General features: G+C 31.7%; 25 protein-coding genes, 2 riboswitches and 1 other annotated feature. Of the genes, 4 read left to right on the forward strand and 21 right to left on the reverse strand.

Annotation, left to right across the window (positions count from 1 at the left end; genetic code table 11):
• Window positions 1–15: 15 nt before the first annotated feature.
• From ribD to D4Z93_RS10560, 9 genes are all read right to left on the reverse strand, one after another.
• On the reverse strand, window positions 16–1089 hold the full coding sequence (gene ribD / locus D4Z93_RS10520) for a bifunctional diaminohydroxyphosphoribosylaminopyrimidine deaminase/5-amino-6-(5-phosphoribosylamino)uracil reductase RibD (protein WP_119974319.1): 1074 nt from the start codon (window positions 1087–1089) through the stop codon (window positions 16–18).
• A 167-nt stretch (window positions 1090–1256) separates the two neighbouring features.
• Window positions 1257–1374: riboswitch (FMN riboswitch) on the reverse strand.
• 55 nt (window positions 1375–1429) lie between these two features.
• The gene (locus tag D4Z93_RS10525) at window positions 1430–2596 is read right to left on the reverse strand and encodes a M20 peptidase aminoacylase family protein (protein ID WP_119973361.1); all 1167 of its coding nucleotides are present in this window, start codon (window positions 2594–2596) and stop codon (window positions 1430–1432) included.
• A 19-nt stretch (window positions 2597–2615) separates the two neighbouring features.
• On the reverse strand, window positions 2616–3353 hold the full coding sequence (locus D4Z93_RS10530) for an amino acid ABC transporter ATP-binding protein (protein WP_119973362.1): 738 nt from the start codon (window positions 3351–3353) through the stop codon (window positions 2616–2618).
• A gap of 13 nt (window positions 3354–3366) precedes the next feature.
• The gene (locus D4Z93_RS10535; protein WP_119973364.1) at window positions 3367–4041 is read right to left on the reverse strand and encodes an amino acid ABC transporter permease; all 675 of its coding nucleotides are present in this window, start codon (window positions 4039–4041) and stop codon (window positions 3367–3369) included.
• 23 nt (window positions 4042–4064) lie between these two features.
• The gene (locus D4Z93_RS10540; RefSeq protein ID WP_119973366.1) at window positions 4065–4856 is read right to left on the reverse strand and encodes an amino acid ABC transporter substrate-binding protein; all 792 of its coding nucleotides are present in this window, start codon (window positions 4854–4856) and stop codon (window positions 4065–4067) included.
• A 24-nt stretch (window positions 4857–4880) separates the two neighbouring features.
• Entirely contained in the window at window positions 4881–5399 is a 519-nt protein-coding gene (locus D4Z93_RS10545) for a GNAT family N-acetyltransferase (protein WP_119973368.1), read from the reverse strand.
• 20 nt (window positions 5400–5419) lie between these two features.
• Window positions 5420–6778 (reverse strand): adenylosuccinate lyase, encoded by a 1359-nt coding sequence (gene purB, locus D4Z93_RS10550; protein WP_119973369.1) that lies wholly within the window; start codon window positions 6776–6778, stop codon window positions 5420–5422.
• 141 nt (window positions 6779–6919) lie between these two features.
• Window positions 6920–7155, reverse strand: a binding site (T-box leader).
• A 152-nt stretch (window positions 7156–7307) separates the two neighbouring features.
• Window positions 7308–7634, reverse strand: a complete 327-nt coding sequence (locus D4Z93_RS10555; RefSeq protein ID WP_119973371.1) for a hypothetical protein — start codon at window positions 7632–7634, stop codon at window positions 7308–7310.
• Between the two features lie 125 nt (window positions 7635–7759).
• Window positions 7760–8005 carry a hypothetical protein gene (locus tag D4Z93_RS10560; protein WP_119973373.1) on the reverse strand — a complete coding sequence of 82 codons (246 nt, stop codon included), beginning with the start codon at window positions 8003–8005 and terminating at the stop codon, window positions 7760–7762.
• Window positions 8006–8199: 194 nt separating this feature from the next.
• Between D4Z93_RS10560 and D4Z93_RS10565 the strand changes: the two genes are divergently transcribed.
• Complete coding sequence (locus D4Z93_RS10565; RefSeq protein ID WP_119973374.1) at window positions 8200–8967, forward strand: threonine/serine exporter family protein; 768 nt, start codon at window positions 8200–8202, stop codon at window positions 8965–8967.
• A 7-nt stretch (window positions 8968–8974) separates the two neighbouring features.
• Window positions 8975–9430 carry a threonine/serine exporter family protein gene (locus D4Z93_RS10570; protein WP_119974321.1) on the forward strand — a complete coding sequence of 152 codons (456 nt, stop codon included), beginning with the start codon at window positions 8975–8977 and terminating at the stop codon, window positions 9428–9430.
• 5 nt (window positions 9431–9435) lie between these two features.
• Here D4Z93_RS10570 and D4Z93_RS10575 read toward each other — a convergent pair whose 3' ends face one another.
• Entirely contained in the window at window positions 9436–9696 is a 261-nt protein-coding gene (locus tag D4Z93_RS10575) for a metal-sensitive transcriptional regulator (protein ID WP_119973376.1), read from the reverse strand.
• Between the two features lie 50 nt (window positions 9697–9746).
• Window positions 9747–10583 carry a Cof-type HAD-IIB family hydrolase gene (locus D4Z93_RS10580; RefSeq protein WP_119973378.1) on the reverse strand — a complete coding sequence of 279 codons (837 nt, stop codon included), beginning with the start codon at window positions 10581–10583 and terminating at the stop codon, window positions 9747–9749.
• A 70-nt stretch (window positions 10584–10653) separates the two neighbouring features.
• Here D4Z93_RS10580 and D4Z93_RS10585 point away from each other — a divergent pair, with 70 nt between their 5' ends.
• Window positions 10654–11142, forward strand: coding sequence for a DUF4883 family protein (locus D4Z93_RS10585; protein WP_119973379.1), 489 nt, complete (start codon window positions 10654–10656; stop codon window positions 11140–11142).
• 73 nt (window positions 11143–11215) lie between these two features.
• A riboswitch (glycine riboswitch) is annotated at window positions 11216–11316 on the forward strand.
• Window positions 11317–11544: 228 nt separating this feature from the next.
• Complete coding sequence (locus tag D4Z93_RS10590) at window positions 11545–12438, forward strand: MBL fold metallo-hydrolase (RefSeq protein WP_119973381.1); 894 nt, start codon at window positions 11545–11547, stop codon at window positions 12436–12438.
• Between the two features lie 122 nt (window positions 12439–12560).
• Here the strand turns inward: D4Z93_RS10590 and bcaP (D4Z93_RS10595) are convergent, their stop codons facing one another.
• The 10 genes from bcaP (D4Z93_RS10595) to purC form a co-directional block, all read right to left on the reverse strand.
• On the reverse strand, window positions 12561–13976 hold the full coding sequence (gene bcaP / locus D4Z93_RS10595) for a branched-chain amino acid transporter BcaP (RefSeq protein ID WP_119973382.1): 1416 nt from the start codon (window positions 13974–13976) through the stop codon (window positions 12561–12563).
• Between the two features lie 426 nt (window positions 13977–14402).
• Window positions 14403–15806, reverse strand: a complete 1404-nt coding sequence (bcaP, locus tag D4Z93_RS10600; protein ID WP_119973384.1) for a branched-chain amino acid transporter BcaP — start codon at window positions 15804–15806, stop codon at window positions 14403–14405.
• 416 nt (window positions 15807–16222) lie between these two features.
• Window positions 16223–17272, reverse strand: a complete 1050-nt coding sequence (locus D4Z93_RS10605) for an NHL repeat-containing protein (protein WP_119973386.1) — start codon at window positions 17270–17272, stop codon at window positions 16223–16225.
• A gap of 13 nt (window positions 17273–17285) precedes the next feature.
• On the reverse strand, window positions 17286–18299 hold the full coding sequence (locus tag D4Z93_RS10610; protein ID WP_119973388.1) for a phosphodiester glycosidase family protein: 1014 nt from the start codon (window positions 18297–18299) through the stop codon (window positions 17286–17288).
• A 213-nt stretch (window positions 18300–18512) separates the two neighbouring features.
• The gene (purD, locus tag D4Z93_RS10615; protein ID WP_119973390.1) at window positions 18513–19760 is read right to left on the reverse strand and encodes a phosphoribosylamine--glycine ligase; all 1248 of its coding nucleotides are present in this window, start codon (window positions 19758–19760) and stop codon (window positions 18513–18515) included.
• Between the two features lie 18 nt (window positions 19761–19778).
• On the reverse strand, window positions 19779–21278 hold the full coding sequence (gene purH, locus D4Z93_RS10620; protein WP_119973392.1) for a bifunctional phosphoribosylaminoimidazolecarboxamide formyltransferase/IMP cyclohydrolase: 1500 nt from the start codon (window positions 21276–21278) through the stop codon (window positions 19779–19781).
• A 16-nt stretch (window positions 21279–21294) separates the two neighbouring features.
• On the reverse strand, window positions 21295–21906 hold the full coding sequence (purN, locus tag D4Z93_RS10625; protein ID WP_119973394.1) for a phosphoribosylglycinamide formyltransferase: 612 nt from the start codon (window positions 21904–21906) through the stop codon (window positions 21295–21297).
• On the reverse strand, window positions 21894–22889 hold the full coding sequence (gene purM, locus D4Z93_RS10630; RefSeq protein WP_119973395.1) for a phosphoribosylformylglycinamidine cyclo-ligase: 996 nt from the start codon (window positions 22887–22889) through the stop codon (window positions 21894–21896). Before purM ends, purN begins: the two co-directional genes overlap by 13 nt.
• 42 nt (window positions 22890–22931) lie before the next feature.
• Entirely contained in the window at window positions 22932–24377 is a 1446-nt protein-coding gene (purF, locus tag D4Z93_RS10635; RefSeq protein WP_119973397.1) for an amidophosphoribosyltransferase, read from the reverse strand.
• Window positions 24378–24440: 63 nt separating this feature from the next.
• A complete protein-coding gene (purC, locus tag D4Z93_RS10640) occupies window positions 24441–25148 on the reverse strand; it encodes a phosphoribosylaminoimidazolesuccinocarboxamide synthase (protein ID WP_119973398.1) in 708 nt (235 codons plus the stop codon).
• Window position 25149: the final 1 nt, after the last annotated feature.

Genomic DNA, 25149 nt, shown 5'->3' on the forward strand with positions numbered 1-25149 from the left:
TTCTCTACACAAGAACTATAAATATCCTGTTATCATTATATCTTCAGAAATTTTTTCAATCTTCAATCTTTTCAGTTTTTTAGATTCTATAATTTTACTAAACCCACTTCCACCTACTGGAGTTTTGGCCTTATCCCCTCCAAAAATTTTAGGTGATATAAAACAAATAACCTCATCTACAGCTCCGGAGTTTATCGCAGAAAAACTAACCTCGCTTCCTCCTTCTATTAAAATACTATCGATTCCATAATCGCCAAGTTTTTTAATCAGACAGCTTAAATCAACTCTACCGAAATCATCTTCAGGAATTATTATAAGACTAACCCCCATTTTCTCTAATTCTAATTTTTTCTTATAATCAATATTTTGAGTGCAAGCTATTATTACTTCTCTTTCATTAATTGTTCTTAAGATTTTAGAATCTAATGATATTTTAAGTTTAGAATCAAGTATGATAGCCTTAGGACTTATACCTTCTTTATCTAGTCTTGTTGTCAAAAGTGGATTATCTTTTTTAACAGTATTTATTCCAACCATTATTCCCATAACTTTATTTCTAATTTGGTGTACATAATACCTTGTTTCTGTGGAGGTTATCCACTTAGATTCCCCTTTAACTGTAGCTATTTTGCCGTCTAAAGTCATTGCCCATTTTAGTATTACAAAAGGGGATTTTGTCGTTATATATTTTAGAAATACCTTATTCATATCCCTGGCTTCATCTTCAAGCAATCCAACTTCAACTTCTATACCGTCATTCTGCAAAATTTCAATTCCTCCCCCTGAAACCAGAGGATTGGGATCAGACATTGCTATAACTGCCTTCTTTATTCCAGCTCTCAAGAGAGCTTCTGCACAAGGTGGAGTTTTACCATAGTGTGAACATGGCTCAAGCGTTACATATATTACAGCACCCTTTGCATTGTCTCCAGCTTCTTTTAATGCATATACCTCCGCATGAGGACCGCCATAAAATTTATGATATCCTTGTCCAATTATCTTACCGCCTTTGACAATAACAGCACCAACAACTGGATTTGGTGACACCTTTCCATATCCTTTCTTTGCTAGTTCAAGAGCTTTTCTCATATAATACACATCTAATTTATTTTTTTCTACATCCAATATACATACCTTCTCATAAATATATTTTAAATCAGCGCCGATTCAATAAAATAAGCCCTTGAAGAAAAAACTTCAAGGGCTTTTATAAACTACAAAAATAGTAAAATAAGGCTAAGATACCTTAACTACTAACCTACTTTCTTCCATCCAGACTTTACTGTCGGTACCGGAATTTAACCAGTTCATGCTTTAAACAAGCTTGCGGACTTTACCGCCGATCGGGAATTTCACCCTGCCCTGAAAGTTACAATATTAAATTTTATTATTGACTTCAACTTTACTATAAATCACTTATTAGATCTTGTCAACTGATTTTTGTCAGATTCCATTTATCAAGCACCTTGATTGCTAAATTAGAGAAATAATTTGCTGCTACAGTCAACGCTTCTTCCTTCAAGTTATACGAAGGTTGATGCCATTCTTCACTTCCTTGAACACCTACCCAGACAAAAAATCCTGGTATTTTTTCCTGATAAAATGCAAAGTCCTCTCCACCAAGATTGCGCTCTGCATAAACTGTTTTATACCCAAGTTCTTCTGCTGATTCACGGGCAATGCCTTCAAATTGAGGGTCATTATCTACAACAGGCAAATAAGAAAACCATCTGAATTTTATCTTTGCACCATATGCCTTTGCTATTCCCTCTGCTGTACGTTTCATTAGGTCTTTTATCTTCTCACGCATATCATTTTGAAATGTCCTGACTGTACCTTCTAATTCAGCTTTATCAGGAATTACATTCCATGTATTCCCTGATTGGAGTCGTGTTACACTTATGACCGCATTGTCAAATGGATTTAAATTTCTGCTTACAATTGCCTGCATTGCTGAAACTATCTGACTTGATACAACTATTGGATCAATGCAATCATGCGGCATTCCAGCATGTCCGCCAAGACCAATAACATCAATTTCAAATCTGTCCACACTTGCCATTAATGGTCCATCCTTTACTCCTATAGTTCCAACTTCGAGATCCGGTCTATTATGCATTCCAAATATAGCATCCACACCATCCAATACTCCATGTTCATATACAAATTTTGCCCCCTGTGCGATTTCTTCAGCCGGTTGAAAAATTATGCGAACTGTACCATGTAATTCAGATTTCTTCTCATTTAAAATAATAGCAGCTCCAAGTATGGATGCCATATGGAAATCATGTCCACAAGCATGCATAACACCAGAATTTACAGATGAAAAATCAAATCCAGTTTCCTCGTTAATAGGAAGTGCATCAATATCTGCTCTCAACGCTATCGTTTTCCCTTCATACTTACCTTTTATTTGAGCCACCACACCAACTTTTAATGGTAAATCTATTATTTCTATATTATTTTCTTTGAGCCACTTTTTAATACGTTTTGTAGTTTCAAATTCCTTCATTGACAATTCCGGATACTTATGAAGTTCTCTTCTATATTGAATTAACTTATTAAGAAATTCGCTCTCATCCTTTTCTACAATCATAGTTTTATCCCTTCTTCCTTCAATCTTTGTCCAATTTACTTAAAAATTGTTTAGCTCGTTCATTTTTCGGGGATCCAAATACTTCTTTTGAAGTTCCCTCTTCTATTATATTTCCATTTACCATGAAAACTACTTTATCTGCAACCTCTTGTGCAAATTTCATTTCATGCGTTACTATAATCATTGTTGTATTTTTTTCTGCAATTGATTTAATTACTTCTAGAACCTCGGATACTAACTCTGGATCCAAGGCTGATGTAGGTTCATCAAGTAAAATGGCATATGGACTAACAGCAAGAGCCCTTGCGATACTCACTCTTTGCTGCTGTCCTCCAGATAATGTTACCGGATATTTATCTGCTTTATCTAAAATATTAACCATTTTAAGAAATTTTCTTGCAAACTCCTTTGCATCTTTAGATTTCATTTTCTTATTTAAAATAAGAGCTTCTGTCACATTTTCCAAAACAGTCTTATTCTTGAAAAGATTATAATGCTGAAAAACCATTGCCGTTTTGTCTCTTAAAAGCTTAACATCCTTTTTAGTATGATTTTTTACATCAAATCTTACATCTCCTATCTCAATAATTCCATCATCAGGCTGTTCAAGTAAATTTAAGCATCGCAGTAATGTAGATTTCCCTGACCCAGAAGGCCCTATTACTGCCACTACCTCACCATCATTTACTTCTAAGCTAACACTATTTAGAGCAGTAAACTCTCCAAAATTCTTATGAAGATTTGTCACTTTTATCATTTTTAAACACTCCTTAAACCATCATATACGGGCGGCTCAGTCTTCTCTCTATAAACCTTAGAAAAATAGAAGCTATTCCAACTAGCAAACAGTATATTATTGCTACAACCAGATAAGTCTGAAAAAAATTCATAGAAGCTGCTGCAAGTATTTTACCTTGTGCAAATAACTCTGTAACTCCTAGTGTAAATACAAGAGATGTCTCCTTTATCAAGCTGATAAAAGTATTTCCTGTAGCTGGCAGGGCATTTAATGCAGCCTGCGGAATTATTATTCTTCTATAAGCCTGAAATTTACTTATGCCAACACCCAAACAAGCTTCAAGCTGTCCTTTGTCAACTGAATTTAATGCCGCCCTAAATATTTCTCCAAGATATGCAGATTCTTTTAAACTAAGTCCTATAATTGATGCTGTAAATGCATTCATACTTGAGAAACTCTTAAACAATTGTGGTAACCCATAATAAATTAAAAACAATTCTACAAGCGTTGGCACTGCTCTAAAAAATAATACATAAAAAGACGCAAGCTGTGATAAAACTGGTATTTTATTATTTCTTATAAGTGCAATTAAAAGTCCAATCACAACGGCAAATGCCATTGAAAGAATTGCTATTGATACATCAAGAGGTGTATACTTTATTATAGATTTAAACAAATCCGCTATATATTTTACATTGTCATTCATATTATTACTCCCATATATACAAGTTATTTCTTTTCTACACTTATATCTTCATTAAAATATTTTTCTGAAATCTTCTTTAACGTGCCGTCTGCACGCATCTTTTTAATTTCCTCATTAAACTTTTTAACAAATTCATTTCCCTTATCATTTTTAGGAAACGGATAAGCTATTGTATCATAATAAATTGGATCTCCTACAAATTTCAATGGCAGATTCTTTTTCTTTATTGCTGCAAGTAATGATGGTTTCAAATTTACATAACCTGAAATACGATTCTGAGCTACATCATTTTCAACTCCCTCGCGTGCTTCGTACGTTTTAATTTCAATTCCTGCATTTTTGCTGCTGTTATACTTTTCAAGTGATTTTATATTGTTAGAGCCAAGCACTCCCCCTACAGTTTTTCCCTTAAGATCCTCTAAGCTATTTATGCCACTATTTTTATTAGTAACAATTTGTGTTCCGGCATAAGAATATGCATCTGTAAAATTATATTTTTGCTTACGTTGATCCGTAACAGCCACAACATTAGCAACTGTATCTATCTTTCCAGCTTCAAGCTGACCCATTATTCCAGTAAAATCAGATACCGACCATTCTACTTTATAACCTAATCTCTTAGCAATTTCATTTGTAACTTCAACATCAAAGCCTGTTAGCTTATCACCATCCTTATAAGAATTAGGAAAACTTTGACCGGTTGTTCCTACTTTAATGATCTTTGAATCCGATGAATTATTACTGCTGGTGCTGCTTCCACATCCAACCAATCCAATCAATAAAATTCCTATAATAATCAAATATAATTTTTTCATGATAATTCCTCCAATTAATCTATATTATTTAACCTTTAATTTTTCAAATAAATCCGGCATTAATATCTTTCTTAAATACACTGTTATATGTCCTTTTCCAAGATCTGCTCTTCCTATTTTTTGATATCCTTTTTTCTCATACATATCAACAAGCCACGGATGGTTTTCTGCGGTTCCAAGGGTCACAGCTGGTGATTTTAATTTACCCACAATAATCTTTTGCTCAACAAAGTCAAGTAATGTGGATCCAACATTTTTTCTCACTATATCAGGATTTACAGCAAACCATCCTATATGCGGAAAGCCAGCTGGTCCTGGATTTTTACCCCATGGCATTCTCAAGGCTATCGTTGCTTTAAAATTACCCTCATCTTCCATTATATAAACCATATTATTTTTTATATGATCCCTTGCCAAATTAATATCAGCAGTAGCTGCTGCAAAATTTATTCCAAGTTTTCGAATAGGTAAGTATGCTCTTAGAACCATATCAAGCAATTTTTCTGCATCTTCCAATTCAGCCATTCTAATTCTTACTGTCATTATAAGTACCTCCGTCAAAATCAAACTAATCCAGATTTTTTTATTTCATCTAAAACTTTGTCCACTTTTTGAACTGCAAGGCCAAGATAAGTTTTTGAATCAAGTAATTCATCAATTTTTTCCTCTGACAATATACTCGTAACCTGTACATTATTCATTAAAACTTCCTTAAATGGCTTCTTATTCTCAAATGAATCCATTGCCATTTCATAAACAAGATGATGCGCAGTTTGTTTTCCAAGCTTTTTTCCCAGTTCAAATAGTATTCTCTCAGACATTATGAGACCACCCTGCATATTCAAATTCTTAAGCATATTTTCTGGTTTTACAACAAGTCCCTTTAATACAGCCTTAGCTGAAGCAAGTTGCGATGATATATATATACATATTTCTGGTAATGCAATCCATTCGGCACGCCATGATACTGCATCTCTCTCATGTTCAACGATTAAGGATTCATGAATAAGCGATGTACTGTGAAATATAGGTCTTGTCAGACTCGAAAGTCCTTCGAATGCAGCAGGATTACGCTTCTGAGGCATAGTCGACGAACCTATTTTCCCTTTTGAAAATGGTTCTTCTATTTCATTTATCTCTGTACGCATCAAATTATAAAATTCATTTCCGAGTTTTCCGAGTGTTCCACTTATAAGTTCTATTATGTCTGCATACTCAGAAATTCTATCACGCGATGAATGCCAGCAAATTTGCGGTACATTAAGCCCAAGTTTTCCAAGTGTTAATTTTTCAACATCCATTCCCCTTTCTCCAAAAGATGCATAGGTACCAACTGCACCTGCTATAACACCAGTAAAGACTCTTTCCTCAGACTGCTTAAGTCTTTCCAAATGCCTTGAGAGTTCACTCAACACAACAGTCATTTTAAATCCAAAAGTCGTTGGAAGAGCTTGCATTCCATGTGTTCTACCTGCAATCGGTACAGTTTTATATTTTTCTGCAAGTTTAATAAGCTCCTTGCAGACATCTTTTAATTCTCTTACAATTATTTTATTTGCTTCTTTTAGCTGAAGCATTGCCCCAGTATCTACTACATCTTGAGTAGTCACTCCATAATGTACATACTCTCCATATTCCCCACATAGCTTCTGCATTGCATTGATTGTCGGTGTAAGCGAATGTTTAAGTCTTAGTACCTCCTTAGCTATTTCTTCAATATTAAACATAGAAACATCACTATGGAGTGAAATTACCTCTGCTGCTTTTTCTGGTATTACTCCAAGTTCCCCCTCAGCTTCTGCTAAGGCAGCTTCTACATCTAAATGCTTCTGAAGTCTATTTTTATCGGACCATACTTCTCTCATCTCCTCCGTTCCAAAATTATTTTTTAACATAATCATATCAATTACATGTGATGCCATCCCTATTTCCCTCCATACAAATATATTTTCAATATTCCCAAAATTACAAATATATTTTGGGCCATACTAACTCATTATAATACTTTCAATTCTAAGTTTTGGCATAAAAAAACTCCGTCTCAATCTGCAATATAACTGCAGTATAGAGACGAAGTTACAAACTCCGCGGTTCCACTCTCCTTAGATTATAAAAAACCTCACTTTTCAAGTACTAATTTATACCCTATCACTATAACGGGTGAACCCGATAAAGCCTACTTAATTCGACTCATTACTCCAAAGGGCACTTCACTCAACCTTCCTATAAAAATCTCTCACCTATGATTTTCTCTCTTGCAAATTTCAGTTAAGTTACTTTCCTTTTTCAATGTATTTCAGAGTGTTTTACTATGAATTGTTATTATATAATTATTATATAGTATTCTTTTGTTTTGTCAATATGTTTTTATAATATTTTTAATTATTAAGGTCAAAATTACAACAAGCCTGAAAAGATACTATAGGGTTTGTAATTCCAGGCATATCATAATTAATTCTTTTTACTTTTACGTGATTTCTTTATCATCCTATTCCTATATACCATGTCTATAGTTATAGCTGCAAGTAAATATGCAGGTAAAAATATATATAATTTGTTTCCAAGCTGATGATTAAAATAATCTATTAACTGAATTACTAACAGGAGAGCCCCGGTAACTATTAAAAAATTTATTTTAAAATTCATATACTTCTGGTTTACTTTTTCTGAGTCAATTTTAAACTTTTTTCTAACAGATTTACTGTATTTCATTCCAAGTCCCTGAATAATACCACCTATACCTAATAGCAGTATTAGATTGTTCATTGTAGCATCCATATTTTACCTCCAATAATGTTATCATAGATAATTTAAACAAAATCCATTCAAATATAATTAAAGCATACTATTATTAAAAATTATATCATTTAAGAAGGTAAAATTCAAAATAAAGCCTTCTATAATCAGATTTGTTTTTCTTTTTCCCTTATAAACAAAATTTCTTTCACATTCTTTTGGGGTGAATTATAATATGATTTTGTCCTATAAGCAACTCCCCTCATTACATGTCCGGAAATAGTTTTGATATCAACTATATCCCCAAGTTCACAATTACTTAAACTTTCTCCTATAGCATATATCCTGGAGTGCATAACAACACTTTTTCCGATTGAACTTTCGACTTCAATTAAAGTACCCTTACTTATCAAACCAGTTTCCCCCTTATCTTCTCTTTGTATTATTAGATATTAATATTATGTACTTTTATTAAAATATATTTGAATTAGGCGGAAAATATGAATTTCATATAAATTTGTTTTCAAATTTATAACTAAAAAACCATAGCTTATGATATAATGTCGATATCAATTACTTCTTTATTTTCATTAAGGAGAATAAATATATGGATATAACAAGGATAATAAATGATGCCGCATTCGCAGGTAAAATAATTCTTGAAAATGGAGCCGAAATATATAGAGTTGAAGATACTATAGTTAGGATTTGTAATGCTTATGGTATAAAAAAAGTTGATACCTTTGTAACAACAAATATCATAATAGTATGTGCTTCCGACGAATATGACAGAACGATTACAATAGTGAGAAGAATAAAACAAAGAACTATAAATTTAGAGAAAATATCACAAGTAAACGACGTATCAAGACATATAAAAGATAAAGGACATACCTTAGAGTATGTTGAAAATAAATTAGATAGAATAAATAATATTAGACCATACAGTAATAAAATAACTTTATTCTTTTCAGGACTTGTTGCTGGTTTTTTTACATTAGTGTTCGGTGGAAATTTAAGGGATTTTCTTGTTTCGTTTATAATAGGAATCCTGATAAGATTAACTTATTTAACTCTAAACCTCGTTCAAACTAATGAATTCCTTATAAATACTTTATCAGGTGCACTAACGGCACTAATTGCACTATCTAGTGTATATTTTCATATAGGAGTACATTCAGATAAAATAATTGTTGGTTCTATAATGCTTCTAGTACCTGGTATTGCAATAACTAATGCAATACGTGATACAATTGCTGGAGATATTATATCTGGAAGTTCGCGGGCAATTGAAGCAATTTTAATAGCTTCTGCCATTGCTTTGGGAACAGGAATAATATTAAAATTGTGGTTTATCATTTTAGGAGGTGTCTAAAATCTCAATAATTATAAACTCATTTTATACTCTAATTGCAACATTGAGTTTTGGAATCTTATCAAACATTCGTGGAAAGAATTTATTCTTTGCTTCCATTGGTGGGGCTCTGACATGGTTTTTTTATCTTCTTACACACTCGTATTTTCATATTTCAAATATGTTTTCATTTTTTATTGCTTCAGCAATGGGTGCAGTTTACTCTGAAATTATGGCACGGGTTAAAAAAACTCCAGTAACTACATTTGTAATATGTTCAATAATACCACTAGTTCCTGGTGGTGGCATGTATAATACAATGTTTGAAGTGGTACAGGGCAATATAAATAATGCACTAATTCTAGGTCTTAAAACCTTATCTATTGCTGGTATAATAGCCGTAGGGGTATTCTTTGTATCCTCAATCTCAAAAACAATTTCCTTATTCAGGAAAAAGATATTTTCAAATATTACAAAAAAATAGTAGTATTACTTTAAAAACATCGTTAAAGTTGACATAAGTTCTTTTACTTTATCATCATCTGAATTAGAATCAGAATGGGAAAAACAATTTTTTGCATAGTTTTCAAATATCAATCCACCAACCTTATTTACAGCTGCCCTGACAGCTGTAATTTGTATTAGAATATCCTTACAGCATGCCTCATTTTCAATCATTTTCTCTATTCCCTTTATCTGACCTTCTATTTTTCTCAGTCTGGTTTGAATATTCTTTTTATTTTCTTCCATTTAGCATATCACTCCTGATTTATATTAACTTTATATAAAGAAACAAAAGTTTAATTTTCATCTAATATAAATTTTTCTATAATTTCACCTACTCCTCCATTGTTATTATCATTTTTCGTAATATAATCAGCACTATTTTTGATTTTCTCTCTTGTATTTTTCATATACACTCCCAGTCCAGCTTCCATAATCATGCTTATATCATTTTCATCATTTCCAACTGCTATACACTGCTCCATCGGTATTTTATAAAAATTCGCCAGAATTTTTAAAGCATTTCCTTTAGATGTGCCTTTGGACAATAATTCTATATTATTAAATTCAGATTTTGTAACTTCTAAGCCTTGTACTTCATCTAATTTACTTCTAATATTATTTAAAAAACCTATATCATCATCCATAACTACTATCTTATTAAGATTATAGTTTCCAAGTTCTATGTACTCTTTAGCATCCCTTAAAAGGTGAATTTCAATTCCATATTTTTTATCAACACTTCTATTAAAATTATAAAAACTCTCTGCACTATATTTAAATTGTTCGCTGCATAATATACCATCATGATAGATATGGAAATACACATCTTTATTTTCTTTTCTAATCAAATTTATTGCCTCAATTGCTGACTGTTTAGGTACAAAATTCGATTGTATAATGTTTTTATTATCATCTAAAATTATGGCACCATTGCAGCAAATCATAGGTTGATTTTTAGATACACTTTCTTCATATACTCTAAGAGCAGCCGGTACTCTGCCAGATGCGACTACAAATTTGACTCCAAGCTTAGTTGCCCTATCTATCATTTTCATATTATAATCTGATATATGCTTTTTATCATTTAATAAAGTACCATCCATATCAACAGCTATCATTTTATATTTCATAATTTCCTCCCTTTACTTATAGCATAAATAATAATCCTCAAACATATTTTACTATATAGAGGTGATATATGTGAAAAATTTAATTTATTTTTTATTTACTGCATTAATTATATCTATTTTGACCACCGGATGCAATTATGATATTGAACGCAATCCATATATACATAAAAAGCCAAATAACTTTTACTACACAAACATATTATCTCAAAATATTCTATCTAATTCCTCATATAAATGCAGTATACTTAATGTTAATTTCTATAAAAGAAAAGATTTAGACAGTAAAAATACTGCTGTAATAGCAGCTTCTATTAAGACATTGAATAAAAATAACTTTATATCAAAACCCCAAAATTTTAATTTAAAACCTCTATATAAAATATTTTTTACATTCAATAACAGTAAAATGGTAATCAATGTATATAATCAGCAGTATATATCCATATACCCGTGGGATGGCAATTATTCAATGGATTATATTGATATGAAGGGCTTGCCAATTGCCCTTAATATATATAATTTATGTGAATACATATTTAACAATTACTCTTCTAATTAATTTTTAAAATACGCTTGAAAATACACATGTATGATGTTATACTGTGGATGTGATAATATAATATTGTTAAAGGATGACTATATAGTGAGATAGTTTATATACTGACCGAAGAAGCAATACCGAAATTCCACGATTTCAGTAGAAACTTTCAGGTAAATGTAACTATATATGACTTGACTCTGAAAATACTGTTTTATACAGAACCAAAGGTGTAAAATACTTTGATATTAAACTCTCAGGTAAAAAGACAGAGAATATGTGGTAAGATTAGTCTTATTTCATATTCTTTTTTTATTTCTTGTATTTATACTTAATATAATTTTAGTATTATTTAGATGGTACAAAACTATATTATCTGATATAATACAGATAATTTAACAAATCTGAGAAGGAATGATTTAAATGGCATTAGAAAAAATTAAAGGAAATACTTATTATATAAGCGCCTCAACCAATTCTGGTGTTTATGCTTTTAAAAATAAAAATTGTTTAATTATAGACACTGGTATAAATAATACAGATGCCAAAAAAATAGAAGATGCAATTTTAAAGAACAATCTTCATCCTAAATTCATAGTAAATACACACAACCATCTTGATCATTGTGGGGGCAATATTTATTTTCAAAAAAATTACCCTGGTTGTCTGGTATATACTTCATTAAAAGAAAAAATATTTATGGAGAATCCTGAATTTCAGGCATCTATATTATCATCTTCTACACCTATTAAAGGAATTGATAAATCAAATAAATCAATTAAAGTAGATTTTGTACTTGAATATGGAACAAATAAAATAGGGGATGAAAAGTTTGAAATAATCCCTTTAAGTGGACACTCTATAGAACAAATAGGTATTATAACTCCAGAAAAAGTTTGTTTTTTAGGTGACTCTATATTCAGCAGCGAAATTTTAAATAAATATTCTTTTCCATATCTGTATGATATAGAAAATAGTTTAAATTCACTAAATAGAATAAAAGAAATAGATGCAGATTATTTTATTATAAGTCATGCGGACAATATACTTGACAAACAACAGATTACAACCTTGGTGGATAAAAATATACAAAATATACAGAATTATATTGAACAGATACTAGAATTGCTAGATCAACCACTTACACGTGAAGATATATTGCAAAATATATCAATACTGAATGATTTATCCTTTAATTTTTATCAATACCATTTAAACTTTGGAGGAATATCCGCATTTTTACAGTACATGTATTCAGAATCTATGATTGATTATTCTATAGAAGATGGTAAACTATACTACTTTAAAAAACATTAGTAAAAGCTATAAATTTGGAGAAAAGACTTTATTATAAAAAAATTCTATGTACAAACTCCCAATTTGTACATAGAAATATAATTACAAAATATCACATGAATTTATTCAAATGCCTTTTCTCCTTAATTCATTTCATTACTTACTTCATTATTCATTTCACTATGTTTTCTACCATATCCAAAGTAAATTACAAAACCTATTGCAAGCCATATTATAAAAACTTCTTTAGTAAAAACAGGAAGTTGATAAACTAGAAATGCACAGAATGCAACTGATATTAATGGTGTAACAGGAACACCTGGACACTTAAATGGCCTTTCCATATCAGGATTCTTCTTTCTTAAAATTATAACTGATAAAGAAACTATGATAAATGCTGTCAGTGTACCTATATTAGCCATCTCTGCAAGTCTGCTTACTGGAAGTAAACCAGCTAATATCATTGTTATAATACCAATTAGTATAGTACTCTTTACCGGAGTTTTAAATTTAGGATGTACATCGGAAAATATTTCTGGAAGCAATCCATCTCTTGATAGTGAAAACAATATACGAGTAGCTCCAAATGTCATAACAAGTAAAACTGATGTTATACCACACAATGCTCCAACTGACACAAGAGCTGATCCCCAGCTTATACCTACCTGCTGTAATGCATATGAAACTGGTGCTGATGTATGTTTATAAGCAGAATAAGGTAAGATTCCTGTCAATACTGCTGTTACTATTATATAAAGCAGTGTACAAATTATAAGAGAAGCTACTATTCCTATAGGCAAATCTCTTTGTGGATTTTTAACTTCTTCAGCAGCTGTTGCAACAGCATCAAATCCTATGTATGCGAAGAATACAATTGCTGCTCCTTTAAATACTCCTCCTACACCATAAGGGAAGAATGGATGCCAATTAGCCACTTTAATGTGTCCAGCACCTATAACGATAAATAATATTACAACGGCTAATTTTACTAGAACAAGTATATTATTTAATTTAGAACTTTCGCTCATACCTTTTATTAGAAATAGTATAACGATTCCAAGAATAACTATGCATGGAAGATTTACTATTCCACCGTCTTGTCCAAATGGATTTGTTAAAGCCGGTGGTAGATTAATTCCAACTGCACTAAGCAAAGTAACAACATATCCAGACCATCCAACAGCAACGGTAGCAATTGTAACTGTATACTCTAGTATCAAATCCCAACCTATAATCCATGCCCATATTTCTCCTAAGCCTACATAACCATAAGTATAGGCACTTCCTGCTATTGGAATCATAGCTGCAAGTTCAGCATAGCATAATGCTGCAAATGTACATGTTATGCCAGATACTACAAAAGAAAGAATAAGTGCAGGTCCCGCATAATTTGCTGCAGCAACTCCAGTCAGAACAAATATTCCAGTACCTATAATTGCGCCAATGCCTAACATTGTAAGTTCAAATGGGCCAAGTACTTTTGCCAATGATTTTTTTGATGCCTCAGCTAATAAACTCTCAATAGGTTTAGTTCTAAAAATCGAGTTTGTTTTTGACATTAAATGCCACTCCTTTCAAAATTCATCGCTAATGTGATGTTAATATATTAAATTTTTAGAAAATAATAAAAAATTAAATAATTTTATGTACTTTTATAATAATAGCATACTTTTCTTTCATATCTTTAAAAGTTATATAATTATTTATTTTCAAAATTTTAAGTCAAATCATATATAATTATGAATAATATTAATCATGCATAATTATAATGTAACTTTTGATAATTAATTATCAAAAATTTATACTTTTATCAATGCATTCAAAGTAAATACATAAAAACTTTTTTGTATATTGATACAATATATATACATATTATCTAATATTAAAATAATAAATATTTTCTGAAATATCTTTTTTCAACTCAAAATAAAAAAAGGAAACGATTTTAATATAAAAACCATTTCCTTTTTAGTATTAATAGAATTTTATTTATTATTCATTACACTATTACGTCTGCCATATCCAAAATAAATTGCAAATCCAATTATAAGCCAAATTACAAAAACTTCTTTAGTGAAGGTAGGAAGTTGTGTGATTAAATATGCACAGAATGCTGTTGCTATAAGAGGAGTCACTGGTGAACCAGGGCATCTAAATGGTCTTTCCTGATCTGGTTCTCTCTTTCTAAGAACTATAACCGAAATTGATACTATACAAAATGCCGCAAGTGTACCTATATTAGTCATTTCAGCAAGTCTTGATATCTGTAAAAATCCAGAAAGAACTATAGTAACTATTCCAACTAGCAAAGTACTCTTAATAGGAGTTTGGAATTTAGGATGTACATCAGAAAATAATTGTGGAAGTAACCCATCTCTAGACAATGCAAATAATATACGTGTTCCTCCAAATGACATAACTACTAGTACCGACGTAATTCCACAAATAGCACCAACAGATACCAATGCAGATCCCCAATTTATTCCGACCCTTGCAAGCGCATATGCAACTGGAGCTGCATTATTATGGAATTGTTGATATGGAACCATTCCTGTCAATATTGCCGAAACTACAATATACAATATAGTACATACAATTAAAGATGCCACTATTCCTATAGGCAGATCCTTCTGAGGATTCTTAACTTCCTCTGCTGCAGTTGAAACCGCATCAAATCCTATATATGAGAAAAATACAATTGCTGCTCCCTTAAATACTCCTCCTACACCATAAGGGAAGAATGGATTCCAATTAGCTACTTTAACATGGCCTATACCTAAAACGATAAATAATATTACGACCGTCAACTTTATAATAACAAGAACATCATTCAGCTTGGCACTTTGGCTTACACCTCTAATAAGTATACACATTATAATAAACAAGATTATAACACTAGGTAAATTAACTATTCCTCCATTTTGTCCCGGTGGATTGCATAAAGCTACCGGTATAGTTATCCCAAATCCTTTAAATAATTGTACCATGTAGCCGGACCATCCAACAGCAACTGCAGCAACTGCAACTGTATACTCAAGTATCAAATCCCAACCTATAATCCATGCCCAAATTTCACCAAGGCCTACATATCCAAAAGTATATGCACTACCTGCGACAGGTATCATTGCAGCAAGTTCAGCATAACATAATGCCGCAAATGTACATGCCATACCTGCAAATACAAATGACAATATAAGTGCTGGTCCCGCATAATCTGCCGCAGCAACACCAGTTAAAACAAATATACCTGTACCTATAATTGCGCCAATGCCTAACATTGTAAGCTCAAATGCTCCAAGAGTTTTCTTTAATTCTTTACCTCCACTCTTAGTCTCTGCTATTGTTTCAGCTATAGACTTTGTCCTAAAAACAGAATTTTTTCCGCTCATTTACATTTCCCCCTTTATTAAAAGCAGTCTTTAATGAATTTTTCGACTATTATAATTATAGCATGATTTTTACATTATATTTTAATATTCAGTAAATTCCAAAAATTCTATAAATAGAATTTTATAGAATTTTAGTGATTTTTTTCTATCTTTTATATATTTATTGAAAATTCATATATATCATATACATTGAATCAATCCCTTGTATTATGTCACTAATTAAGACTATACATTTCAAAATTATTAATTTACATATTTATTTAAATCTTTTTATTGAATATTGCTTATATTCAATAAATTCTGTATATAAAAATACAATATTTTTTTCAATCATATTACAGAATATAATCCCTTGTAATTCCTACAAGGGATCATTCTGAATTCAAAATTTTAAATTTTAAATGTATTTTTTGATTTTATATCAATTTACCAATAATTTTATTGCCATCTCTATATATAATTCCCTCATCATATGCCTTTATCAAATTACCAGTATATGTTAATTGTTTTCCACTAACAAGTTCAGTAACAGTATTCTTAGAGGGATCATTAATATACACCTTGCCAGAGGCTGTTATATATATATTACTTTTTTGGACTGGCTGACTTAACGTATATATTTTCCACTGTTGCCTTGTTTTTTTCAAATTTGCAACAAATATTTTACTTATAATATTATTCTCTCCATTGCCAATATAAATATTATCCTCATTATCAACATTTAATAAATAATGTATTGCATTTTCACCAGTAGCTATAGGATTTCTAAGTCCATATACTCTTATCCTATTGCTGCTTGAATCTTGATATATCAATCTATCTTCTTTATTTTCAGCAGCAATACTTGAAATATTACATATTGGATATCTTACTCTTTCTGCTTGTGCCATTACATTTATACGATATATTTTACTGTTATAACCTTCCTTATCAACTTTTACATAGGTAACATTAGTTAAAGACGATAATGCTATTTGTGTGACATTATATCCATCATCATTTAAAAGTATCTTTAATTCTTTTCTGTTATCATCACTTAAGACACTTTTCTCATTATCTTTAGGATTATATGATTCAAATCTTAAATATGTTGAGCCATCATCATATATTATTTTTTCAGCTATAAAAAGTATATCTCTATCAGCAAGCCATTTGTATGCCGACATCTCAATGCCATCGTCAAAAGTAATCTTTTCTTTTTTATTATTTGAGGTATTTATAATTTTAATTCCATCATCATCACAATAAGAAATGTAGTTTCCTGTGTATGAAATTCCGAAATTATTAGCATCATCGGGTACTTTTACATTAATTTTATCAGCTTGCGTTTTTGCACTCACATCAACCTTTGTCGTACTAAATGTTGTTTCATCATTTAGATAAATTTTATCGACAAGCAGTAGTCCAGTGAGTTCTATAATTACAGGAATCAGTGTCCAAATTAATAGTCTCTTTAATCCCCTCATATCACACTCTCCTCTATTGTTTTACATATATAGCTGTTGCAACCGTTCTTTCTCCATTCCAATCACATGGATCATTTATAACCTCTCCATTAAAATACATGGTGGCTGATGAGCCGCCATCAAGACTACTCGCATTTACAGCTCCCTGCTGAATTAATATATTTTGCACCTCTCTAATAGATGCACCAGGTTTCAATCCTTTTCTTCCATCTATGACAAGCATTATGATAGTACCATCCTGTTTCTGTCCTATTGCGGTTCTAGGATTTAATCCTTCATCCTGAACGGAAACAGCCTTTCCATTTATAACTAAACTGTTTCTAAAGGATACAGCCTCAACAACCCCTTGATTTAATAGATTTCTTAAAGTATGATCTCCAACTATGAGCTCACCATCTTTAGTAAAGGCAGTTACATTAACACTTTGATTTTGCCCTACATCACTATAAACAATTTCCCCATTAGATATAACTATACCTTCTGGATAGGCTCCTGTTCCAGTCCATAATTTTCCATTTGCGGATTTATCAGTAAATCCTCCTCCATTTATAGCTGCAATAGCTCCATTGTCTTGAGCTATCTGACTTGTTCTCTCACCTACTTCACCCAATCTTTTAGAATATCCTATTTTAATTCTAGTTGGATCTTTTATTTCCAGTATGTAACCTGTAAATTTGCTGTCAGATATATCATATCTTTCTATACCTTTATCTTTAGTATGACTTATATTCACGGTTCCTAAATCCTGGGATTCACTGCTCGAAACTCCTACTGTTTTTCCACCATTTAATATTTCATTAATTTTATCTTTAGATAAAAAAGTAGTTGCAATATATTGATGTGTAAAAGTCGCCATTGCGGTTCCGACTACAGTTCTTTTTACATTTTGAAAGGGTCCATAAAATACTAATAATGGCGTTATTATAACAAATACTAAAAATTCGTAGATTATAAAAGTAGATATAATTCTAAATGAACTTTTCTTTTTTCTCCTACGTTTCCCCTTTACCCTACTTCCTTTCCTCATATAAAGCCAACCTTTCTAATATAATTATATAAAATCTTTACCTGTTTATTATAAACTATTTTTATGTATAAAGTGTAAATAATAATAAGATTTTATCTCATATCTTTAATAATTAACTTATTTTTGAAAAATAAGCATAATAAAGGAATAAATCTTATAAAAATTTATCCCTTTATTATGCTTTCAAACAAAATTACTATCCTGGACTGTATACTACTTGTACCTTCCTATATCTTTTCTAAAGTACATTCCAGAAAAATTGACTAACTCTAAATCATGATATGCTCTGTCAATCGCTTCATCAAGAGTTTTTCCAAGAGCTTGTGTGCATAAAACTCTTCCGCCATTTGTTTTTAATTTTCCATTTTGGTATATTACTCCTGCTGTAAATACTCTGTTTGGTTTTTTTAAGCCTTCTATATCAAAACCAATTTCGTATTTGCTAGGATATCCTTTGGATGCGCCAACTACACAGCACGAAAAGCCACTATACCATTTCAAATCAAATGAATCTAATCTTTTATCAATTGCAGCATTGATAAGATCAACAAGATCATTATCCATAATTGGAAGGACTGCTTGTGTCTCTGGATCTCCAAATCTTACATTATATTCAAGAAGGTACGGTCCTTTTTTTGTAATCATAATCCCAAAGAATATTATACCCGTATAATCAAATCCCTCTTCCCTTATTCCATTCAAAGTTGGATTCATTATATCCTTATAAAATGCATCTAATACCTCTGGAGTACAATATGGATTTGGTGACACAGCACCCATACCACCTGTATTCGGACCTTTCCCTCCGTCAAATATCTGTTTGTGATCCTTAGCCGACATAAATGGTAATATAACATTCCCATCAGTAATTGAAAGTATAGATGCCTCCGGGCCTTCAAGAAATTCTTCTATAACTACCTTTTTACCAGATCCCTTAAATACATCATTTACCATAAAATCATCTATTGTCAATCTGGCCTTGTTATATTCTTCACATATTACAACACCTTTACCAGCAGCCAAGCCGTCTGCTTTTATAACTATAGGGTATTCCGACTTTTCAAGATACTTTAGAGCTTTATCTCTATTATCAAATACTTCATATGCAGCCGTTTTAACACCGTATTTTTTCATAAAAGCTTTTGAATATGCCTTACTTCCTTCAAGTTTTGAAGCTTCTTTAGAAGGCCCAAAAATTCTAAGTCCTCTCTTCTTAAATTCATCTACTATACCTTCTGTAAGATAACCCTCCGGACCAACTATAGTAAGTTCTATTTTGTTTCTTTCTGCAAAATCGGCTAATTCTTGCTTATCCTCTAAAACTATATTTTCGCACTTATTTTCCAGAACCATGCCACCATTTCCTGGAGCACAGTAGATCTTTTCTACATTTTTATTTTGAGCTACCTTCCATGCAATTGCATGTTCACGACCACCTGATCCCACTATTAATACCCTCAATTTTTAAGCCCCCTATTATTAATGTTTAAAATGCCTTATACCTGTGAATACCATAGCTATTCCATCTCTATTACATTCTTCAATAGAATCATTATCTCTTATAGATCCACCTGGCTGTATTATAGCCTTAATTCCATACTTAGCACATTCCTTTACAACATCATCAAACGGGAAAAATGCATCAGATGCAAGAATAACTCCATCACCTGCCCTATCAAGTGCCTGACATGTAGGCCATATCCTATTGACTTGTCCACCACCTATTCCCTTTGCCATTCCATCTTTAACTACCACAATCGCATTAGATTTAACATATTTACATACTTTCATTCCAAATATTAAATCCTTCATTTCAGTTTCTGTAGGAGCTTTTTCTGTTACAACCTTTACTTCATCTACTAATTTGTCATCCCGAGACTGAACAAGTATTCCACCATCTACCTTTGCAAACTCCATTTTTGAAGATGGCTTCAAATCACACTTTATAACCCTCAAATTCTTTTTCTTCTTGAGTACCTCAAGTGCATCTAAATCAAAATCCGGTGCTATAACTATTTCTAAGAATATCTTTACCATTTCTTCTGCTGTTTTCTTATCCAATTTTCTATTTACAGCTACTATACCACCAAAAATAGAAGTTTCATCACATTCAAAAGCCTTTATATATGCATCATGTAAATTTTCTGCTACAGCAGCTCCACATGGTGAATTATGCTTTAATCCACAACATGCAATTTCATCGAATTCATTTACTACCTTCCACGCTACATCCATATCCCTTAAATTATTATACGATAATTGTTTTCCATTTAGTTGCTCAAAATCCTTCATAGATCCATTTTCAACTGTATCAACATAATAAGCTGCACTTTGATGAGGATTTTCACCATATCTTAAACCCATAGACTTTTTATAAGAAAGTGTCAAATACTCAGGATATTCTTCATCAAGTAAGAAATTACTTATAGCAGCGTCATAGGCAGACATAAGATTAAAAACTTTTCCAGCTAATCTCTTTCTTGTCTCAAAACTAACTTCTCCATTTTCATCTATTTGATTCATTACACCAGAATAATCATTTACATCAGTCAAGACTATGACATCTTTAAAATTCTTAGCTGCAGCTCTTATCATAGTAGGTCCACCTATATCTATAAATTCTATTTTTTCATCAAACATTAAATCTTCCTTTACTTTTTCGAAAAAAGGATATAGATTTACAACTACCATATCAATTGGTTTTATATTTTTTTGTTGTATTGTTTCCATATGTTTTTTATTATCCCTTACTGCAAGTATTCCACCGTGAATAATAGGATGAAGTGTCTTTACTCTTCCATCTAATATTTCTTCAAATCCGGTAACTTCTGAAACCTCAGTTACAGGTATACCATTTTCCTTAAGATGTTTATACGTACCGCCAGTTGATATTATCTCAACATCTTTTTCAATTAGAAATTTAGCCAAATCCAATACACCACTTTTATTAAAAACACTAATTAAAGCACGCTTTAACATACTATTACCTCCATTTTTACAGTATAATTACTTTTCTATTTTCAACCTTAACTCTTCCGCGAGAAATCAATCCCACTGCTTCCGGAAGAGCTTTATGTTCTTCTTCAAGTATTCTACTTTGAAGATCTTCCGCGCTATAACCTGAAAGAACAGGCACAGTTTTCTGAATTATAATAGGGCCACTATCCGTTCCATTATCTACGAAATGGACAGTACATCCTGATACTTTTACTCCATACTCAATTGCAGCTTGATGCACTTTTATACCATACATTCCATTTCCGCAAAAAGATGGAATCAGGGATGGATGTATATTTATTATTCTATTTTGAAATTCATCTATTAGTTGACCTTTTAAAATAGAAAGCCATCCGGCACACACTATTAAATCAACTTTTCCCGAAACTATATCCAGTATCTTGTCAGACAACTTGTCCTTATATACTTTTCTCTCAATAACACAAGTATTTATATTATTTTGCTTAGCTCTCTCAAGTGCATAAGCTTGAGCCTTATCACTTATTACGAATTCAATACTGCAATTTGATAAATATCCATTCTTTATACTATCTATAATAGATTGCAGATCAGTTCCACCGCCAGATACTAATACAGCTATTTTAAACATACCTTTTTATCTCCCTTTTCAACATATCCAATTTCATATGCGGTTTCTCCCATGCTGGCTAGTTCTTCTATAATCAAATCTGATGATTCTCTTTGAACACATAATACAAACCCTATACCCATATTATATGTATTGAACATATGGCTTTCTTCAACACCCAAACTCATAATGTACTTGAATATTTCTGGAATTTTAAAACTCTTTTTATCTATTACAGCTGTAAAGTTGTCTTTAAACATCCTTGGTACATTTTCGTAAAATCCACCACCTGTTATATGTGCCATTCCATTAATAGTATATTTCTCTAAAAGCTTAAGAATAGGTTTTACATATATCTTAGTCGGTGTAAGTAAAACTTCACCTATCCTTTTACCGTCAAATTCTTCATCATAATTTTTTATAAGCTTTCTTATAAGAGAATATCCATTGCTATGAGGCCCACTTGAAGCTATACCAATTAAAACATTTCCTTCTTTTATATTACTTCCATCAATTATATTATCTTTTTCAACAACTCCTACTGAAAAACCTGCTATATCATACTCACCTTCTGGATAAAAACCGGGCATCTCTGCTGTTTCGCCGCCTATAAGCGCACATCCAGCTTGGATACATCCGTCAGAAACTCCTTTAACAAGGTCTGCCGCTACATTAGCATTTAGTTTTCCACATGCTAAATAATCTAAAAAGAATATTGGTTTTGCTCCATGACATAATATATCATTTACACACATAGCTACACAGTCAATACCAACTGTATCATATTTTTTGGATTTAAACGCTATATCTAATTTTGTTCCAACACCATCTGTTCCCGAAACTAGTACAGGATTTTTAAAATTGCCCAGTTCAAACATCCCTGCAAAACTTCCCAGATTATTCATGACACCAGGTATAAATGTTTTCGAAGCATGATTCTTTATAATATCTACTGATTTATACCCCTCTTCTATATTAACTCCAGAATCTTTATATGTTATCACAAAAGCACCGTCCTTTTTACATAAATTTAAAATATAAATTAACTATTCCAAATGATCCTTCGGTGTTTCCATTGGTGCAGAAACTGGATAAATTCCATTAAAGCATCCAATGCAAAATCCTTTATCCGGATTTAATGTTTCTAAAAGCCCATCTATACTTATATATCCCAGGCTGTCAGCTCCTATTTTCTCATTTATCTCATCAACCGTAGAATCAGCACCTATAAGCCCATTCCTATACGGCGTATCTATTCCAAAATAGCATGGATATTTTACTATAGGCGATGATATTCTAAGATGTACCTCTTTTGCACCACCATCTCTTAAAATTTTAACCAATTTTCTACTAGTTGTTCCTCTTACTATGGAGTCATCAATTATTACAACTCTTTTACCCTCAATATTAACCTTTAAAGGATTAAGCTTTACCGAAACGGCTTTTTCTCTCATTTCCTGTGTCGGAGCTATAAAAGTTCTTCCAACATATTTATTCTTTATAAGTCCAATACCATATGGAATACCTGATGCCTCTGCATAACCAACCGCCGCAGGTATTCCCGAATCTGGAACACCAATAACTATATCTGCATCAACAGGACATTCTTCAAATAATTTCTTTCCTGCTCTAACTCTTGATTGATACACATTTATTTCATCTATTGTACTATCCGGTCTCGCAAAATATATATATTCAAATGAACATGTCTCACACTTCGTTTTCTCAGCAAAATTTATTGATTTTATTCCATTTTTATCTATAATTACAACTTCACCTGGTTCAACATCCCGTACAAATTCTGCACCAACTGAATCAAGTGCACAACTTTCTGATGAAAGTATATAGCTATTATTTATTTTACCTATACACAAAGGCCTTATACCTTTAGGATCCCTAACTCCTATAAGTTTATCCTGAGTTAAAAGCACAATTGCGTATGATCCCTTTACTGCCTGTATGGCATCTACTGTTGCTCTCTCTATACTTTTTTTAGTTCCCCTTGATATAAGATTCAATATTACTTCTGAATCTATTGATGTTTGGAAAACACATCCAGCCTCTTGAAGCAATTCCCTTACCACATCAGCATTTACTAAGTTACCATTATGGGCAATTGCAATTGAGCCAAGTTTATATCGTACTAATAACGGCTGTGCATTATTTGCACTGCTGGCACCTGTTGTAGAATATCTTACATGTCCAATCGCTGATATACCCTTTAGGTTATCTATAATTTGCTCATTGAACACATCGGATACAAGCCCCATATCTTTGTAAACATTTAACTCATTGCCATCTGATGTAACAATTCCTGCACTTTCCTGTCCCCTATGCTGAAGTGCATAAAGTCCATAATAAACTGTTGACGCTACATCAATATTTTCTTCTGTAGAAAAAATTCCAAATACACCACATTCATCTTTGAATTTATCTTCTTCCAATTCTTCTACACCTAAAGGTAAATTAACATTTTCATTGAAATTGCACATTAGAACTTCTCCTCTTTTTAATTAAGGGCGGAAAAATTTAACTTATAATCCCCACCCTAAAATTTACTTTCCACTTATTCTATTTAAAATCTCAACATAAGCTTCTTTAACATTTCCAAGATCTCTTCTAAATCTATCTTTATCAAGCTTTTCATTAGTTTTTGCATCCCAAAGTCTGCAAGTATCTGGTGATATTTCATCTGCTAAAATTATTTTACCATTAAATTTTCCGTATTCAAGCTTAAAATCTATTAACTTTATTCCCTGCCTTAAGAAAAATTCCTTCAATATTTCATTAATTTTTGCTGTCATATCGTAAATAGTTTTTAGTTCATCGAAGGAAGCTAATCCCATTGCCACAGCATGATAATCATTTAAGAGTGGGTCCCCTAACTCATCATTCTTATAACTTATTTCAAAAACAGTCGTTTTAAGTTCTGTACCCTCCTTTAATCCATATCTCTTAGCCATACTTCCAGCTGCAACATTTCTAACAATAACCTCAAGTGGAACTATATCAACCTTCTTGCAAAGCTGTTCCCTTTCACTTAACTTTTCCTCAAAATGTGTTTCAATTCCATTCTTCTTTAAAAGATCAAATAACATGGATGTTATAGAATTATTTAAAATACCCTTATCTGATATTTGTCCTTTTTTTTCTCCGTTAAACGCAGTGGCATCATCTTTATAATATATTATTACCTTGTCTTTGTCATCTGTTGCATAAACTTTTTTGGCTTTTCCTTCATATAATAATTCTCTTTTTTCCATT

Source organism: Clostridium fermenticellae (assembly GCF_003600355.1).
Lineage (GTDB): Bacteria > Bacillota > Clostridia > Clostridiales > Clostridiaceae > Clostridium_AV > Clostridium_AV fermenticellae.

Bases quoted from the DNA above. Each gene is read 5' to 3' on its own strand.
- D4Z93_RS10540 (WP_119973366.1), bottom strand. From the start codon at position 4,856: ATGAAAAAATTATATTTGATTATTATAGGAATTTTATTGATTGGATTG.
- D4Z93_RS10575 (WP_119973376.1), bottom strand. From the start codon at position 9,696: ATGGAAGAAAATAAAAAGAATATTCAAACCAGACTGAGAAAAATAGAA.
- D4Z93_RS10590 (WP_119973381.1), top strand. From the start codon at position 11,545: ATGGCATTAGAAAAAATTAAAGGAAATACTTATTATATAAGCGCCTCA.
- D4Z93_RS10555 (WP_119973371.1), bottom strand. From the start codon at position 7,634: ATGGATGCTACAATGAACAATCTAATACTGCTATTAGGTATAGGTGGT.
- D4Z93_RS10525 (WP_119973361.1), bottom strand. From the start codon at position 2,596: ATGATTGTAGAAAAGGATGAGAGCGAATTTCTTAATAAGTTAATTCAA.
- D4Z93_RS10545 (WP_119973368.1), bottom strand. From the start codon at position 5,399: ATGACAGTAAGAATTAGAATGGCTGAATTGGAAGATGCAGAAAAATTG.
- D4Z93_RS10605 (WP_119973386.1), bottom strand. From the start codon at position 17,272: ATGAGGGGATTAAAGAGACTATTAATTTGGACACTGATTCCTGTAATT.
- purN (WP_119973394.1), bottom strand. From the start codon at position 21,906: ATGTTTAAAATAGCTGTATTAGTATCTGGCGGTGGAACTGATCTGCAA.
- D4Z93_RS10565 (WP_119973374.1), top strand. From the start codon at position 8,200: ATGGATATAACAAGGATAATAAATGATGCCGCATTCGCAGGTAAAATA.
- D4Z93_RS10580 (WP_119973378.1), bottom strand. From the start codon at position 10,583: ATGAAATATAAAATGATAGCTGTTGATATGGATGGTACTTTATTAAAT.
- purB (WP_119973369.1), bottom strand. From the start codon at position 6,778: ATGGCATCACATGTAATTGATATGATTATGTTAAAAAATAATTTTGGA.
- purF (WP_119973397.1), bottom strand. From the start codon at position 24,377: ATGTGCAATTTCAATGAAAATGTTAATTTACCTTTAGGTGTAGAAGAA.
- D4Z93_RS10610 (WP_119973388.1), bottom strand. From the start codon at position 18,299: ATGAGGAAAGGAAGTAGGGTAAAGGGGAAACGTAGGAGAAAAAAGAAA.
- bcaP (WP_119973384.1), bottom strand. From the start codon at position 15,806: ATGAGCGGAAAAAATTCTGTTTTTAGGACAAAGTCTATAGCTGAAACA.
- D4Z93_RS10530 (WP_119973362.1), bottom strand. From the start codon at position 3,353: ATGATAAAAGTGACAAATCTTCATAAGAATTTTGGAGAGTTTACTGCT.
- bcaP (WP_119973382.1), bottom strand. From the start codon at position 13,976: ATGTCAAAAACAAACTCGATTTTTAGAACTAAACCTATTGAGAGTTTA.
- purH (WP_119973392.1), bottom strand. From the start codon at position 21,278: ATGTTAAAGCGTGCTTTAATTAGTGTTTTTAATAAAAGTGGTGTATTG.
- purC (WP_119973398.1), bottom strand. From the start codon at position 25,148: ATGGAAAAAAGAGAATTATTATATGAAGGAAAAGCCAAAAAAGTTTAT.
- ribD (WP_119974319.1), bottom strand. From the start codon at position 1,089: ATGAGAAAAGCTCTTGAACTAGCAAAGAAAGGATATGGAAAGGTGTCA.
- D4Z93_RS10535 (WP_119973364.1), bottom strand. From the start codon at position 4,041: ATGAATGACAATGTAAAATATATAGCGGATTTGTTTAAATCTATAATA.